Below are 15,445 nucleotides of genomic sequence, written 5' to 3' on the forward strand. Positions count from 1 at the left end.
CTTTATCACATCGGTCCGTTGGACAGGTCCAGCACGATTACTCGGCCGTCTCTTCCTTCTTCTCGTCGATCTCTTCGCCAGTTTCCTGGTCGACCATCTTCATGCCAAGACGAACCTTGCCACGATCGTCAAAGCCCAGCAGCTTGACCTTCACTTCCTGGCCTTCCTTCAGCACTTCTGACGGATGACCCAGGCGCTTGTTGGCGATCTGGGACACATGGACCAGACCGTCGCGCTTGCCGAAGAAGTTCACGAAGGCACCGAAATCGACCAACTTCACGACCTTGCCGGTATAGACATGGCCTTCTTCCGGCTCTGCCACGATCGAATAGATCATGTCATAGGCCTTCTTGATCGAATCGGCATTGGCCGAGGCGATCTTGATGACACCGTCATCATTGATGTCTACCTTGGCACCCGAAACCTCGACGATCTCGCGGATGACCTTGCCGCCCGAGCCGATCACTTCGCGGATCTTGTCGGTCGGAATGGTCATCGTCTCGATGCGCGGGGCATGGGCCGAGAACTCGCGGCGGCCTTCGCTCAGCGCATGGGCCATCTCGTTCAGGATGTGCAAACGGCCATCCTTGGCCTGCGCCAGGGCCTGTTCCATGATCGCCGGGGTAATGCCCGCAACCTTGATGTCCATTTGCAGGCTGGTGATGCCATCGGCGGTGCCGGCAACCTTGAAGTCCATGTCACCCAGGTGATCTTCGTCACCCAGAATGTCGGTCAGGACCGCATATTTGCCGTCATCTTCCAGGATCAGACCCATCGCAACGCCAGCAACCGGCGCCTTCAGCGGCACGCCCGCATCCATCATCGACAGCGAACCGCCGCAGACCGAAGCCATGGACGACGAGCCGTTCGATTCCGTGATCTCGGAAACGACGCGGATGGTGTAAGGGAAGTCGGTTGCAGCCGGCAGAACCGCCTGAAGCGCGCGCCAGGCCAGCTTGCCATGGCCGATCTCGCGACGGCCGGGCGAACCCACGCGGCCAACCTCGCCGACCGAATAGGGCGGGAAGTTGTAATGCAGCAGGAAGTTCGACCGGAAATTGCCGTGCAGCGCGTCGATGATCTGTTCGTCATCGCCGGTGCCCAGCGTGGTCACGACCAGCGCCTGCGTCTCGCCACGAGTGAACAGAGCCGAGCCATGGGTGCGCGGCAGGATGCCAACTTCGCTGTCGATGGAGCGAACGGTTGTGGTGTCGCGACCGTCGATGCGGGCACCGCCAGCAATGACGTCACCGCGCAGAATGGCCGATTCCAGCTTTTTCAGCGCCGAACCCAGGTTCGCGTCGGCCAGTTCATCCTCGGTCAGACCGGCGACGATCTTTTCGCGCACCACCTGAATGGCGTCGCGGCGATCGCTTTTGTCCTTGATCGCATAGGCGGCGCGCATCTCGGCCTCGCCCAGCGATTTCACGCGGGCATAAAGCACGCTGTAATCGGGAGCCTGATAATCGAACGGCTCTTTCGCGGCGTCCTCGGCGAAGTCGATGATCAGGTCGATCACCGGCTGCATCTGCTCGTGGCCGAATTTCACGGCGCCCAGCATTTCTTCCTCGGTCAGCTCATAAGCTTCCGATTCGACCATCATCACGGCGTCCTTGGTGCCGGCAACGACCAGATCCAGACGCTGTTCGGGGTTGTTGCGCAGCTGGTCCATGTCCGAAACTTCGGGGTTGAGGACATATTCGCCATTGGCAAAACCAACACGCGCCGCACCGATCGGGCCCATGAACGGCACACCCGAAATGGTCAGCGCAGCCGAAGCGGCGATCATCGCCACGATATCGGGATCGTTGACCAGGTCGTGCGACAGCACGGTGCACATGACCAGAACTTCGTTCTTGAAGCCCTTGACGAACAGCGGGCGGCAGGGACGGTCGATCAGACGCGCGGTCAGCGTCTCTTTCTCGGTCGGGCGCGCCTCGCGCTTGAAGAACCCGCCGGGGACTTTGCCAGCGGCGTAGTATTTTTCCTGATAATGCACGGTCAGCGGGAAAAAGTCCTGACCGGGCTTGGGCTCTTTGGCGAAGGTCACGTTGGCCATGACGCTGGTTTCGCCCAGCGTGGCGATGACGCTGCCATCAGCCTGACGGGCAACCTTGCCCGTTTCCAGCGTCAGCGTTTCCTGACCCCACTGGATTGATTTCTTCACTTCATCAAACATCTGATTTCCTCTCGGGACGCGCCGGCCCTCCGGCCGCCCCTGTTCAAATCGCGGCCCCATTGCCGCCGCCCCTGAATCCTTATGCGTCGCCCCAGAGGCCGGGCGCTACGTCACAGATTGCGCGGCCATACAGGAAATCGGCAAGGTTGGAAAGGGCGTTGAACCTGCGGCCCGGAACCTGCCCGGAACCTGCAGGCCAGGCCGATCAGTCCGACAGCGCGGCCGCAAGGACCGCCGCGATCGAGCGATCTGTCAGCCGGATACGAGACAGCTGCTTCCTGCCGGTCGAGGTGTATTCGGGTGCCGCCTGATCCGCCACGACAAGGCGATAATCACAGCGCGACGCCTGCGCCAGCTGGGCAAAGGCCGCCAACCTGCCGCCCAGGGTTTCCCGGTTGCCGATTTCGATGAACCGGGTGCGCTGGCCCGCGAACATCATGTTGGTGACACCGGCACCATGGACGGCAACCACGGTCTCGGCGTTGTTGACCAACTGGACCTGCTGCTTCAGTGGCAGTTCCTCGAAAAACACGCGCTCGAAACCGGCGGCCATCAGTTCGCGCGTCATGTCCGCCCAGCGATCCGGGGTTCGCGCGCCCCGGTCGTCAGGTTTCCGGTCGACCAGCACCTTGCGCGGAAGCCCCGCCCCATCCGGGCCGGCAACGGCCAGCATATGCTGGCGCAGCGCGACAAGACGGCCATCCATCTTGTGAAACCGCATCTGGTTAAAGCCCGTCAGGCTGGCCGGATCCTTCTGGAAAAAGGGCTGAAGGAAATCATGCCCATCGGTCTGGCCCCAGATGTCGGATGCCAGCAGATAATACAGATGATCCGTCAGAAACGGGAACAGGCAGGCATCATAGGACACCTGATTGATATCATTAACAATCTCGACAGAATCCATGATGTCGGGAAAATACTCGGCGATCAGACGCATCGCGAAAGAATTTGCCGTCACCTTGGGGTTGGGACTGTGGATCCTGATCTTACGTCCGGCGGCAACATTCTGGATGCTGTGCAGGGCGGTCATCACCTCGACCATGAAATGATAGTAATTGGTGAAATTCCGGCAATCGAGGCAGATATCGACCCCGTCTGGAATATCCGCAGTCCAGCTTAGTGCCTTACCCGGCTGTTCGCGCGTTCCGGCGAACAGGAACCTGGCCATGTCACGATGCCGCGACTTGTCGGCAAGATAGTATTTCGTCCGCGCCCGCAGCCCCGCGCTGCCCGACAACAGATAGCGCCCGCCCACGGTGACAAGCCCGCGCTCGAAACCCGGTTGCGCCAACAGGGCGGCGACGCTGTTGAACTCGATCAGGGTTTCGCCCAACTGCTCGACCGTGCGGGCAAGATCGCGCGTGACGAAGGCCTGATCATCCGCGTCCTCGGCGCAATTGATGACTTGGATCGGGTTACGCGGCGTTTCGCGCCACAGCCAGGTTGGCTGGCCGACAAACGTGACGCCCGGATGCAGCCCCGGAACCAGAAAGGCCTCATCTGGCCCCCGGTCAACCGCTTGCAGACGTGCAACCATCGGCCCGACACCTCACCAACAACTCCGTCTGCCAGCTAGTAGCGAAGCGCCGCCATGCACGCAACATGCTGGCCACGCCCTGCGGGGCAGACAGCAAAACGCCCGCACCTTTCGGCACGGGCGTTGCAAACCGGAAAGACCGGAAGCTTAGCGGCGGATGCCCAGACGCTTGATCAGGTCCTGATAACGGCCCTCATCCTTGCCTTTCAGATAGTCCAGCAGCTTGCGGCGCTGTGCGACCATCATCAGCAGCCCGCGGCGGCTGTGGTTGTCTTTCTTGTGGGTCTTGAAATGCTCGGTCAGCGTGGAAATGCGCGAGGTCAGGATTGCAACCTGCACTTCGGGCGAGCCGGTATCGCCGGGCTTGGTGGCGAATTCGCTGATGACCTTGTTCTTTTCTTCAACCGTGATCGACATCGGGGTCTCCTTTTCGGATCAAAGGGTTATGGCGCAGGCCGGGATGTCGTCCAGCAAGGCCCATGGAGTTTTCCGCCAGATTCGGACCGGCGGATGGGGGCCTATACGGGGAATCGGGCGAAAAGGAAAGGGGTGACGCGGCTGCTTGGTCGTCTCAGCCGGGAATTGTCCGGCTGATCGTGACCTCGACATGCCCGGTATTGACCGCGCCGATCAGCCGCGCGACCGACTGCCCGTTCACCTGAACCAGCACCGAGCCATCTTCGTCAGAGACCAGTTCAATCCGCGCATCCTCGGCCAGATGATCGGGCAGTTGCACCTGCAATTCGTCCTCGGCACCGTCGAAACCGGCGATGACCGGCAACGCGCCCTCGGTCGGGTTCAGCAGATACAGATCGGCGCCGGCCTGCCCTTCCGCGAAATCGCCGGCGCCGGGCATCAGCGTGTCATCGCCATCGCCACCATGCAGCCAGGCCGTTTCGGGGCCACGATTCCCGATCAGAAGGTCATCGCCCGCGCCCCCGGCCAGATCATCCTCGCCCGGCCCGGCAATCAATGTGTCGTCGCCATCATTGCCGTCGATCCAGTCGTTTCCGGCACCGCCGAAAAGCAGGTCGTCACCGTCACCGCCGCGGATCGTATCATTGCCCAGGCCGCCGCGCACAGTGTCGTTGCCACCCTGCCCCGCCAGCGAGTCATGACCGGTACCACCGACCAGCAGGTCGTCACCGCCCGGACCGTAATCGGAATCGCCCTGGATCCAGTCATCGCCGGCGCCGCCCCGCAAGGTATCGTCGCCCTGCCCGCCGCGCAGGTCGTCGGCCCCGCCATGCCCCATCAACAGGTCGTTGCCGCCATAGCCCATCAGCGCGTCGAAATCATCCGTTCCTTCAAAGACCTGATCGTCGGATTCATCCTCGATCTCGGGGTCGGGGATCTCGGTCGAGACATCTTCGCCCTGATCACCGTCATCGCCCTGGTCGCTGTCATCCAGGACCTCGCCCTCGGCGGTATCGTCGGCATCAGCGGGGGGCAGATCGTCATCGTCATCCGACGCCATGCTTGTGGCGCTGATATCTACTGCAACACCGACAAGCAGCAGGCTCATCAATCCCGCGATCATCAACATATCAACACCTCAGGCAACGCCCAAACACACCGGCACAGTCAACATATTCTCGAATCGGCACGGCGCGAAGTGACTTAATTAATAAACAGTTAATCGTCCCAGGGCTGCAACGGGCGGGCATAGGGGACATATAGCGGATGACGGGGCGCGCCGGCATTGGTCAGGCCCAGATGCAGCATCGGCCGGTCCTGCCCGCGCAGTATGGCCCGCACCCTGGCATCGCGACACAGATGTTGACCATGGACGCCCCAGGCACACAAGATCTGGTCGGCACGCCGGGCTGCTGTGCGGATCGCAGCGTCATTCAGCGGGCCAATAGGATCAGCGGCGCGCTTCAGATCAGCCGGGCGGGTGGCGCGAAAGGCGAACAGGTTCACCACGCCCAGCCCGGAAAAGCCCAAGGCGCGGGCGCGGCGCTCGCAGCGCTCGATGGTGGGGTCGTTCTGAACCTCGGTCGCGGTCGAGGGGTTCAGCATGACATACAGCAGCACCGGCCCCAGCACCGGCCCCCATCGCCGCATCAGGCCATAGCGATAGGCCCCGCAGGCTGAATAGGCTGCCCAGGACCGCCGCCCATCTGCCCGGTGGCGACGGATCACATATGCCGGATCGACCCTTGCCACAAACCGTCCCCCTTATCGGCCATGAAAAAACCCGCCGGTCAGGGCGGGTCGTTTCGTATTCGGGTGCGATCCGCGACTTAGCCCTGACGGGCCTTGAAGCGGCGGTTGGTCTTGTTGATCACGTAGATCCGGCCCTTGCGACGCACAACCTGGCAGTCGCGGTGACGGTTCTTCAGCGACCGGAGCGAGTTGACAACCTTCATAGGTCTTCTCCTACAGTCGGCGCCGCGACGGCGCCTTGAAAACGAAATGCCCCCGGCCAACCGGGGGCGCGAATAAAATGGTGGGCGGTACTGGGATCGAACCAGTGGCCACTACGATGTCAACGTAGTGCTCTACCGCTGAGCTAACCGCCCCACCTTGCTGATTCTGCCTGCCATCACTGGGAAAACAGGCCGAAACCGCGTCGGTCCGTGTGCCTATATAGGGGTGATCGGGGGGTTTCAAGTGGTATTGGCGCGGATTCGGAAACCCTTATAAGGATGACAAGGAAAGACCAGAAGGCGGATCCCGACCCGATGACCGATGACAGCACGGCCTATACGCTGATCCGGCCCAGACACTGGGCCAGTGGGGTGATCTTCGGGTCGCCGCATTCCGGCTGCGTCTATCCCGACTGGTTTCTTGGCTCGACCCGGCTGTCGCTGAACCTGTTGCGTTCCTCCGAGGATGCCTTTGTCGACCGCATGATCGCCGGCGCACCCGATTCGGGGGCCGTCACGATCAGCGCCCGCTATCCGCGCGCCATGGTCGATCTGAACCGTGGCGCGGACGAGTTGGACCCGCTGATCATTCGCGACATCCCGCGCAATCCCCAGAACCAGCGCACCATGGCCGGGCTGGGGGTAATTCCCCGCGTCGTGTCGCAGGGCCGGATCATTCACGATCAGCCGATGCCCAGGGCCGAGGCCGAACGCCGTCTGGCGGCCTATTGGCAGCCCTATCATCGCGCACTGGCCGGGCTGATCGACGAGGCGCGGCACCGCTTTGGCCAAGCGATCCTGATCGACATGCATTCGATGCCGCATGACGCGCTGAACCATCTGACGGCGCCGCGTCCCGATATCGTGCTGGGCAACCGGCATGGCAAATCGGCATCCGCCCGCGTCACCGATGCCATCGCCCAGGCCTGTCAGGATCAGGGCTGGCGGGTGCGACGCAATTCGCCCTTCTCGGGGGCCTATATCGCCTCGACCTATGGCCGGCCGGAACGCAATATCCATGTGGTGCAGCTGGAAATCGACCGCAGCCTTTACATGGACGAGGCCACAATCACCCCGCGCCCCGATTTCGGGATCTTTGCCGCCCGTGTTGCCGGCATGGTGCGCGCGCTGTCGACGCTGGACAGCGGCGGGTCCTTCGGCAGCTCGGTCGCTGCCGAATAGTGTTTTTCCAGTCACCATTCTGTCATTTAACAAGGAACAGACATGCCCCAGGAACTTATCGACCTTTTCACGCGGAACGCCGCGTTGATCATCCTTGCGATCGTCATCTTCTTCGCGATCAGCTCGGCCGTCCGCATCGTGCCGCAATCCGAGAAATACGTGGTCGAACGCTTTGGCAGGCTGCGCGCGGTCCTGGGGCCGGGGATCAATATCATCACGCCTTTCATCGACAAGGTCGCGCATAAGATCTCGGTTCTCGAACGCCAGTTGCCGACCAACCGGCAGGATGCCATCACCGCCGACAACGTGCTGGTGCAGGTCGAAACCAGCGTCTTCTATCGCATCATCGAGCCGGAAAAGACCGTCTACCGCATCCGCGACGTCGACGCCGCCATCGCCACCACCGTCGCCGGCATCGTGCGGTCCGAAATCGGCACGATGGAACTGGATCAGGTTCAGTCCAACCGCGCCCATCTGATCGAACGCATCCGCGATTCGCTGGCCAATGTCGTCGATGACTGGGGCATCGAGGTGACGCGCGCCGAGATCCTGGACGTCAATCTGGACGACGCCACCCGCTCCGCGATGTTACAGCAATTGAATGCCGAACGCGCCCGCCGCGCCCAGGTGACCGAGGCCGAGGGCAAGCGCCGGGCCGTCGAACTGGCCGCTGATGGTGACCTTTACGCCGCCGAACAGCAGGCCAAGGCCAAGCGCGTTCTGGCCGAGGCCGAAGCATTCGCCACCACCGCCATCGCCGAGGCCATCGCCAAGGGCGGGCTGGAGGCCGCGCAATATCAGGTGGCGATGAAACAGGTGGATGCATTGACCGCCGTGGGCAACGGCGATGGCAAGCAGACCGTGCTGTTGCCGGCCGCGGCGCTGGATGCCTTTGGCGATGCCTTCCGGTTGCTGACCGGGGCACGCAAATGATGTGGGACAACGGCTGGCTGTGGCTGATCGCGGCGCTGGTGCTGGCGCTGCTGGAACTGGCTCTGCCGGGCTGGCTGTTCATGGGCATCGCGCTGGCCGTTGCCATCATGGGCCTGGCCCTGCTGGCCGGGCTTTGGACCGGCGGCTTGCCGGTGGCGCTGGTCGTGACCGCCATCCTGTCGGGGGTGATCTGGCTGATCCTGCGCCGCGCGATTGGCGTTCAGAAAGGCCAGGTCCGCATCTGGGATCGCGACATCAACGACAATGACTGACCATGACGGCAGCAGCGCCGACGCGGGTTCCTTTACCGGCGCCAAGCTGCTGCTGACTTGCGATGACGCGCTGCTGACCTGTCTGCGCGACGATTTTGCCCATATCCCCTTTCCCGCGCATTGGGATCTGCCCGGCGGTGGCCGCGAGGGGCTGGAAACACCGCTGCAATGCGGCCTGCGCGAGTTGAACGAGGAATTTGGCCTGGTCCTGCCGCCGGACCGTCTGGCGGCGCGGGCCTTTGCCTCGGTTCAGTTTCCTGGCCGATTTGCCTGGCTGTTATCGGGTCGGATCACCCATGCCGAGGTGGCCTCGATCCGGTTTGGCGACGAGGGGCAGGAATGGCGGATGATGCCCCTGGCGGAATATCTGTCCCATCCGCGCGCCGTTCCGCATTTTCCGGGCTGGATCCGCACCCTGCTGGGCGATGTATCCACCGCTTGCAAAAGGACGCGATCCGGGCAGAATCCGGTGCCATGACCATTGACGAGCTGCATGCCGATCTGACCCGGTCGGGGCTGAACCTTATCGGTCAGGCCCTGTCGATCTTTGATGCCGATCTGCGGCTGGCCGTGTCCAATAACCAGTATAAGGCCATGTTCGACCTGCCCGATGCGCTGACCCGCCCCGGCACCAGTTTCGAGGATACGATCCGCTTTCTGGTCGAGCGCGGCGAATATGGCGCGCAGGACGACACCGATGCCGCCGTCGCCTATCGCGTCGAACAGGCCCGCACCTTCCAGCCGCATTACTTCGAACGCCAGCGCCCGGACGGCCAGTGGATCGCGGTCGAGGGCGCGCCGCTTGGCCAGGGTGGCTGGATCACCGTCTATACCGACATCACCGACATCAAGCGCCAGGAATCGCTGCTGCGCGCCCGGTCCGAGGAACTGTCGGGTCAGGTGCTGGACCATGCCGAGCGCCTGTCGGCCGCCAATCGCGAACTGGCCGCCACCAACGCCGCCCTGCAAGAGGCGCAGCGCGTCCTGATGCGCAGCGAGGCGCGCATTCGGCAGGTGACCGAAATGGTCCCCGCCCATATCGCCCATGCCGATGCGGATTACCGCTATACCTTTTCCAATCTTCAGCAGCCGATGGTCTTTACCGGCGCGACCAATCAGTCAATCATCGGCCTGACCGTCGAACAGGCCCTCGGCCCCGAAACCTTTGCCCAGCTGCGCCCCTTCATGGACCGCGCGATGACGGGCGAGCCGCAGGTCTTCGAAATCACCCATCAGCCATCTGGCCGCCGCATCCGCATTGCGCTGACCCCCGACCGCACCGGGCAGGGCGTCTATGCCCTGTCCACCGATGTCAGCGCCGAGGTCGAGGCGCGCGAGGCCATCAGCCATGCCGGCAAACGCAGCCTTGCGGCGCGGCTGACCTCGGGGATGGCGCATGATTTCGGCAATCTGCTGACCATCATCCTTGGCCTGCAAGGGCGGCTGGCGGAACAGTCCCTGCCCGCCAGCGCGGCCGAGGATGTGCAGGCGACGCTGGCCGCCGCCCGGCGCGGGGTGACCTTGCTGAGCCGCCTTGCCAGCATCAGCCTGCCGCGCGACCTGTCATTTCAGCCGGTCAACCTGCCCGCCCTGCTGGACGAGGTCGCGGCACTGGCCCGCCCCTCGCTGGCCGAGGGGGTGACCCTGCGTCTGGATTGCGACCTGCCCCCCGGCCCCTTGCTGCTGGACCCCGGCGCCTTGCAGGATTCGCTGCTGAACCTGATCCTGAATGCCAATGCCGCGCTGGCCAGCCTGGAGCCGGCCTGGGGCCGCATTTCCGTCACCGCCCGGCCGGCTGGCGGCTGGCTGCGGATCGCGGTCGAGGACAGCGGCCCCGGTTTCTCGCCCGAGGCGCTGACCCGCGCGACCGAGCCGTTCTTCTCGACCAAGCAGGGGCAGGGTTCGGGGCTGGGCCTGTCGATGGTCTATGACCAGACCAAGCTGGCCGGCGGCACATTGCGGCTGGACAATACCGGCACCGGCGCCCGCGTCACCCTGCGCCTGCCGCTGCGGCGCGTAACCCGGCAAATGGTGCTGCTGGTCGAGGATGACGATACGATCCGCACCGACGTGCGCGCCATGCTGACCAGCCTCGGCCATGCCGTGATCGAGGCCGCAAGCCTGACCGAGGCCCGCGCCATGACCGATCTGCCGGGCCTGACCATGATCCTTTCGGACCTTCAACTTGGCGACGGGCTGGGTCTGGATCTTGCCGGCGCCGGCCTGCCGCTGGTGCTGATGACAGCCCTGCCCCCCGGCGACCCGCTGCGCTCCGATGCCGGCTGGCCGGTCATCACCAAACCCGTCGATCCAAACCGTCTGGCCACCGTCCTTGCCGATGTCGGTTGCCACGACCTGCGCGACAGGCCACAAGGTGCGGCATGAGTGACGCCCCGCTGATCGCCATTCTGGACGACGAGCCCGAAATCCGCCGCATCCTTGCCGGGGCGCTGGAACATGCGGGTTTCCGCACCGCCAGCTTTGCCCGTGCCACGGAATTCGAGGCCGCGCTGCGCCGCATCACCCCCGATGCCTGCCTGATCGACCTTGGCCTGCCCGATCGCGACGGGCTGGCGCTGGTGCATCGTCTGGCCACCGAATCCGGCGCCGCGATCATCATCATTTCCGGCCGCGCACAGGTGCAGGACCGGGTGACCGGGCTGGAACTGGGGGCCGATGACTATATCATCAAGCCCTTTGAAACGGCCGAGGTCGTGGCCCGCATCCGCGCCCGGCTGCGCAAGCCCGCCACCCCCGCCGATCGTCAGGGCAACCGCATCCGCTTTGCCGGCTGGACCGCCGATTTTGACAGCTACATGCTGATCGGTCCCGATGGCGCACAAGCCCCGATCAGCCATGCCGAGGCAGAGCTGTTGCGCATCTTCGTCGACAGCCCGCGCCGCCTGATCACCCGCAATCAGATGCTGGAGGCGCTTGGCGGCAGCGCCGGCGAAAGCTTCGACCGCGCCATGGACGTGCGCATCTCGCGGCTGCGCGGCAAGCTGGGCGAGGATCCGAAAAACCCCCGCCTGATCAAGACGATCTATGGCGCGGGCTATATCTTCCTGGCCGAGGTGGAATAGCCCCCGGCGCACCGAAACATTTGACCCCTTCCGCTTGCAGGCTAAACTGATCGTTCGGCCCGGACCCGATCCATTCCCCGGCAAGGAGAACCCGTTGAAAAAGCTGATCCTGGGTTTTGGCACCAACCAGACCGTTGAATCGCTGGAAGTTTTCACCCGCTCGGCCCGCGATGTCTGGACGGCGGAACAGGCCGATATCGGCTTGCTGACCAACGCGACCGCGGGGATCGAACCGCTGCTGGCCGAGACCGGGACGATCGCCATTTCGACCCCGAACAACTATCGCCCCTCGACCGGGAAATATGCGAAGATCTGGAACCGGGTCTATCTGCATTCCCTGCGCCTGCTGTCGCGCAGCGCCATCGGCAAGCCGCCCGAGCTTTACGAAGGCTATCTGACCATGCTTGAGACATGGCACCACCCGCAACTGGCACGCTGGTTCGCCTATCGCAGGGTGCTGGACCTGTTTCCCAATTACAGCCATGTCATGCTGGCCGATACCAAGGACGTGGTCTTTCAGGACGATGTCTTTGCCCATGTCGATCCGCAGCGGGTCAATCTGTGCGAGGATGGCGAAGGCTTTAGCCCCGACAGCTGGAACAGCCGCTGGTATGTCGAGGCTTATGGCCAAAAGGAATATGACCAGATCCGCGATCGAACGCCGATCTGCATCGGCACCGTGATCGGCGAGATCGGCGCGTTGCGGCGGGTGACCCATCGCTTCACCGATCGCATCGCCGCCTCGCCCTTTGGCAAGATCGAACAGGCAATCTTCAATCGCATGGTTCTGCTGGACGAGTTCGGCGACGATGTCGCCATCTGTCCGAATTATGGCCCGGTCGCAACGCTTGCCGGGGCCGAGGTGGTGGCTGCCTCGATCACCATGCGCGACGATGACGCGATCTGCCGACGTGACGGCAGCCTGCTGCCGGTGGTGCATATGTATGACCGCCATGTCATCTGCCACGAACCGACGCTGCGCCGCTTTTCACGGCCTGCCGGCTAACGCGGGCCGCCATCCTTGCCGGCCTCGGCATCGGCGGCGACGACAGCGCCAGCCGCCACCTCTGCCCCGGCATCCGCCATCGCGATCTCGGCCCGCCTGTTGCGTGCCTCGCTGCGCATGGCCAGCAGGTTGGCGCCGAATATCACCGCCGCCCCGATGAACACCGCCGCGCTGATCGGTTCCGCGTATAGCAGCCAGCCAATGAGGGCGATCAGCGGCACCCTCAGGAAATCAATCGGAATGGCGACCGAGGCATCCATCACCCGCAGCGCCCTTGCCATGGTGTAATGCGCACTCAGCGCCGTGATCCCGACCAGCAGGATCCAGGGCAGATCGGCCGGCACCGGCATCATTGCGCCACCCTGCAAGCCCAGCAGCACCAGCCCCATCGGCAGCTGCATCAGCACCATCCAGACGACAATGACCTGCGGCGAGGAACCGCGCGTCAGCCTTTTGACGAACACCGCCGATGCGCCATAACCCGCCGCCGCCAGCAACACATACAAAGCCGCCGGATCGACAATGCCCGCGCCGGGCCGCAACACGATCAGCACGCCGATGAAACTGGCCGCAATCGCCAGCACCCGCGCCAATCCGATCCGCTCACCCAAAAAGGCCCAGGCAAAGATCGCGACCCAGATCGGCATGGTAAATTCCAGCGCGAAGACCTCGGCCAGCGGCATCAGTGCGACACCAAGCGTCCAGCAATATTGCGCGCCGAAATGCACAAGGTTACGCAAACCATGCAGGCGGATGTCGCGCAGCTGGCGCAATTCGGGCAGAAGGTGCCGCGCCAGGATCAGCACCACGGCCAGCCCGACAAGCGACCGCATGACCAGAATCTGCGGAATGGTCATGGTATCGGCCAGTTCCCGCGATCCGACCGCCATGCCGATAAAGGATGCCAGGCTGCCGATCATCCAAAGGACACCCGCGCCCGTCAGCCCTGCTTCCGGTTTGGTCAGTTCAGCCTTCATTTCCTTGCCCCAGCAACACATCGCGCAGAACCACGGCCTCGTTATGGGCCTGGTCCCTTGCGCCAAAGATCAGGGTGACGATGCCATCGCGGGCCAGATCGCGCAGATGGTCCAGCGCCGCGCCATGGGCCCGCAACTCGTCGCGATAGCGGGCCTGAAACCCGGCCCATCGGTCAGGGTCATGGCCGAACCACTGGCGCAATTCGGTGCTGGGTGCGATGTCGCGCATCCAGTCGTCCAACGCGGCCTTTTGCTTGCTGACGCCGCGCGGCCAAAGCCGGTCGACCAGAATCCGCCGGCCATCATCGGGCGACGCGGGCTGATAGGCCCGCTTCAGCCGGATATTTGCCGCTGGTATTGGCCGAGTCATCACCTGCACCTCCTGCGGGACCGACGATCCCGCAGGAAGCCAGATGATGCAAGATCAGGCGTCGTTGTCCCAGCCGCTGATCTGCTTGCTGTCCATGAACTCTTCCAGCCCGGAAAGACCGCCCTCACGCGCGCGGCCCGAGGCCTTGACCCCGCCAAAGGCCGAACCACGCCCACGGCTGACGCCGTTCATCTCGACCATGCCGGAACGAAGCTGGCGGGCCAGCCGGTTGCGCCGCGCGCCGTCCTGCGTCTGGACATAGTTGGTCAGGCCATAGATCGTGTCATTGGCGATCTCGACGGCCTCATCCTCGCTGTCGAAGGGGATGATCGTCAGAACCGGCCCAAAGATTTCCTGCCGGGCGACGGCCATATCGTTATTCACATCGGCAAAGACCGTCGGACGCACGAAATAGCCGCGATTCACCCCATCGGGCAGGCCCGGCCCGCCGGCAACCAGACGCGCACCTTCGTCGATGCCCTGCTGGATCATGCCCTGGATCTTGTCCCATTGCTGCTTGCTGACCACCGGGCCGATATGCGCGCCGGCCTGATGGGCGGGACCGACGCTGGTTTCCTCGGCGACCTTCCGGGCGACCTCGACCGCCTTGTCATAGGCAGACCGCTCGACCAGCATCCGCGTCGGCGCGTTGCAGGACTGGCCACTGTTGTAGAACACATGCCGCACGCCGCGCGTCACCGCCTTCTCGTCCGCATCTGCAAAGACCAGGTTCGCACCCTTGCCGCCCAGTTCCAGCGCCACTTTCTTGACCGTGTCAGCGGCCGCCTTGGTGATGGCGATGCCCGCGCGGGTCGAGCCGGTGAAGCTGATCATATCCACATCGGGATGCACGGAAAGCTGGGTGCCGACGCCCATGCCGTCGCCGTTGACCATGTTGAACACGCCCACCGGGAAGCCCGCCTCGTCGACCATCTCGGTAAAGACGACCGAGGACAGGGGCGCGATCTCGGACGGTTTCAGCACCACGGTATTGCCGGCCAGCAGCGCAGGAACCGCCTTCAGCGTCACCTGATTCATCGGCCAGTTCCACGGCGTGATCAGCCCTACGACGCCCACCGGCTCCCATGCGACCATGCTGGTCGGCGCGTGCTCGCCCAAGGGGCGGACGAACTGGAAATCGCGGAAACTGTCGATAAAGGTCTGGATGTGGAAACTGCCCGCCGCCGTCTGGTCATCCAGCGACATATCGGCCGGTGCGCCCATTTCATGCGTGATCGCATCCGCCATGTCCTGTGCCCGGCGCTGATAAACCGCCAGCAGCTTTTCAACCAGCGCCAGCCGCGCAGCCGGAGGCGTCGCCGCCCATGCCGGGAAGGCTGCCTTGGCAGCGGCGACGGCGGCATCGGTATCGGCCTGATCGCCCAGGCTGATCAGCGCAACCGGTTCTTCGGTGGTCGGGTCAATCACCTCAAGATCGTTCGGCTTGGCGGGGTTCACCCACGCACCGTTGATATAGAATTTCCGCTTGTCTTGCAGATCGGCCATCTCGCCCTCCTGTCATTCGCTTCGGGCA

16 protein-coding genes and 1 tRNA gene are annotated in these 15,445 nt (G+C 63.6%); 7 read left to right on the forward strand and 10 right to left on the reverse strand.

The window, feature by feature from the left end; all coding sequences use genetic code 11:
• Positions 1-37: 37 nt before the first annotated feature.
• From pnp to FNJ84_RS13905, 7 genes are all read right to left on the reverse strand, one after another.
• Entirely contained in the window at positions 38-2,179 is a 2,142-nt protein-coding gene (gene pnp, locus FNJ84_RS13875) for a polyribonucleotide nucleotidyltransferase (RefSeq protein ID WP_143793806.1), read from the reverse strand.
• A 205-nt stretch (positions 2,180-2,384) separates the two neighbouring features.
• A complete protein-coding gene (locus FNJ84_RS13880) occupies positions 2,385-3,716 on the reverse strand; it encodes a glycosyltransferase 61 family protein (RefSeq protein ID WP_143793807.1) in 1,332 nt (443 codons plus the stop codon).
• 147 nt (positions 3,717-3,863) lie between these two features.
• A complete protein-coding gene (gene rpsO / locus FNJ84_RS13885; RefSeq protein WP_143793808.1) occupies positions 3,864-4,133 on the reverse strand; it encodes a 30S ribosomal protein S15 in 270 nt (89 codons plus the stop codon).
• A gap of 154 nt (positions 4,134-4,287) precedes the next feature.
• Complete coding sequence (locus FNJ84_RS13890; RefSeq protein ID WP_255471211.1) at positions 4,288-5,241, reverse strand: calcium-binding protein; 954 nt, start codon at positions 5,239-5,241, stop codon at positions 4,288-4,290.
• Between the two features lie 110 nt (positions 5,242-5,351).
• A complete protein-coding gene (locus FNJ84_RS13895; RefSeq protein WP_255471212.1) occupies positions 5,352-5,885 on the reverse strand; it encodes a DUF1643 domain-containing protein in 534 nt (177 codons plus the stop codon).
• A 77-nt stretch (positions 5,886-5,962) separates the two neighbouring features.
• On the reverse strand, positions 5,963-6,088 hold the full coding sequence (gene ykgO, locus FNJ84_RS13900) for a type B 50S ribosomal protein L36 (RefSeq protein ID WP_101460224.1): 126 nt from the start codon (positions 6,086-6,088) through the stop codon (positions 5,963-5,965).
• Positions 6,089-6,166: 78 nt separating this feature from the next.
• Positions 6,167-6,241 (reverse strand) — tRNA-Val (locus FNJ84_RS13905).
• 126 nt (positions 6,242-6,367) lie between these two features.
• Here FNJ84_RS13905 and FNJ84_RS13910 point away from each other — a divergent pair.
• The 7 genes from FNJ84_RS13910 (at position 6,368) to FNJ84_RS13940 (ending at position 12,564) form a co-directional block, all read left to right on the forward strand.
• Positions 6,368-7,270 carry an N-formylglutamate amidohydrolase gene (locus tag FNJ84_RS13910; RefSeq protein ID WP_255471213.1) on the forward strand — a complete coding sequence of 301 codons (903 nt, stop codon included), beginning with the start codon at positions 6,368-6,370 and terminating at the stop codon, positions 7,268-7,270.
• Between the two features lie 42 nt (positions 7,271-7,312).
• Complete coding sequence (locus FNJ84_RS13915; RefSeq protein ID WP_143793809.1) at positions 7,313-8,203, forward strand: SPFH domain-containing protein; 891 nt, start codon at positions 7,313-7,315, stop codon at positions 8,201-8,203.
• Positions 8,200-8,475: a hypothetical protein gene (locus FNJ84_RS13920; protein ID WP_143793810.1), complete on the forward strand. Its 276-nt coding sequence runs from the start codon at positions 8,200-8,202 to the stop codon at positions 8,473-8,475. The genes FNJ84_RS13915 and FNJ84_RS13920 overlap by 4 nt, the downstream gene beginning before the upstream one ends.
• Positions 8,468-8,953, forward strand: a complete 486-nt coding sequence (locus FNJ84_RS13925) for an NUDIX hydrolase (RefSeq protein WP_143793811.1) — start codon at positions 8,468-8,470, stop codon at positions 8,951-8,953. The genes FNJ84_RS13920 and FNJ84_RS13925 overlap by 8 nt, the downstream gene beginning before the upstream one ends.
• Positions 8,950-10,860: a PAS-domain containing protein gene (locus tag FNJ84_RS13930; protein ID WP_143793812.1), complete on the forward strand. Its 1,911-nt coding sequence runs from the start codon at positions 8,950-8,952 to the stop codon at positions 10,858-10,860. The genes FNJ84_RS13925 and FNJ84_RS13930 overlap by 4 nt, the downstream gene beginning before the upstream one ends.
• On the forward strand, positions 10,857-11,558 hold the full coding sequence (locus FNJ84_RS13935; RefSeq protein ID WP_143793813.1) for a response regulator transcription factor: 702 nt from the start codon (positions 10,857-10,859) through the stop codon (positions 11,556-11,558). The genes FNJ84_RS13930 and FNJ84_RS13935 overlap by 4 nt, the downstream gene beginning before the upstream one ends.
• Before the next feature lie 94 nt (positions 11,559-11,652).
• Complete coding sequence (locus FNJ84_RS13940) at positions 11,653-12,564, forward strand: hypothetical protein (RefSeq protein ID WP_143793814.1); 912 nt, start codon at positions 11,653-11,655, stop codon at positions 12,562-12,564.
• Here FNJ84_RS13940 and FNJ84_RS13945 read toward each other — a convergent pair.
• The 3 genes from FNJ84_RS13945 to FNJ84_RS13955 are packed head-to-tail and all read right to left on the reverse strand — an operon-like array spanning position 12,561 to position 15,417.
• Positions 12,561-13,541: a DMT family transporter gene (locus FNJ84_RS13945; RefSeq protein ID WP_221931979.1), complete on the reverse strand. Its 981-nt coding sequence runs from the start codon at positions 13,539-13,541 to the stop codon at positions 12,561-12,563. The two genes, FNJ84_RS13940 and FNJ84_RS13945, sit on opposite strands and share 4 nt — an antisense overlap.
• On the reverse strand, positions 13,531-13,911 hold the full coding sequence (locus tag FNJ84_RS13950; RefSeq protein ID WP_143793937.1) for a DUF488 domain-containing protein: 381 nt from the start codon (positions 13,909-13,911) through the stop codon (positions 13,531-13,533). The genes FNJ84_RS13945 and FNJ84_RS13950 overlap by 11 nt, the downstream gene beginning before the upstream one ends.
• A 54-nt stretch (positions 13,912-13,965) precedes the next feature.
• A complete protein-coding gene (locus tag FNJ84_RS13955; protein WP_143793815.1) occupies positions 13,966-15,417 on the reverse strand; it encodes an aldehyde dehydrogenase family protein in 1,452 nt (483 codons plus the stop codon).
• Between the last annotated feature and the right edge of the window lie 28 nt (positions 15,418-15,445).

It is taken from the genome of Paracoccus sp. M683, assembly GCF_007096355.1.
Classification (GTDB): domain Bacteria; phylum Pseudomonadota; class Alphaproteobacteria; order Rhodobacterales; family Rhodobacteraceae; genus Paracoccus.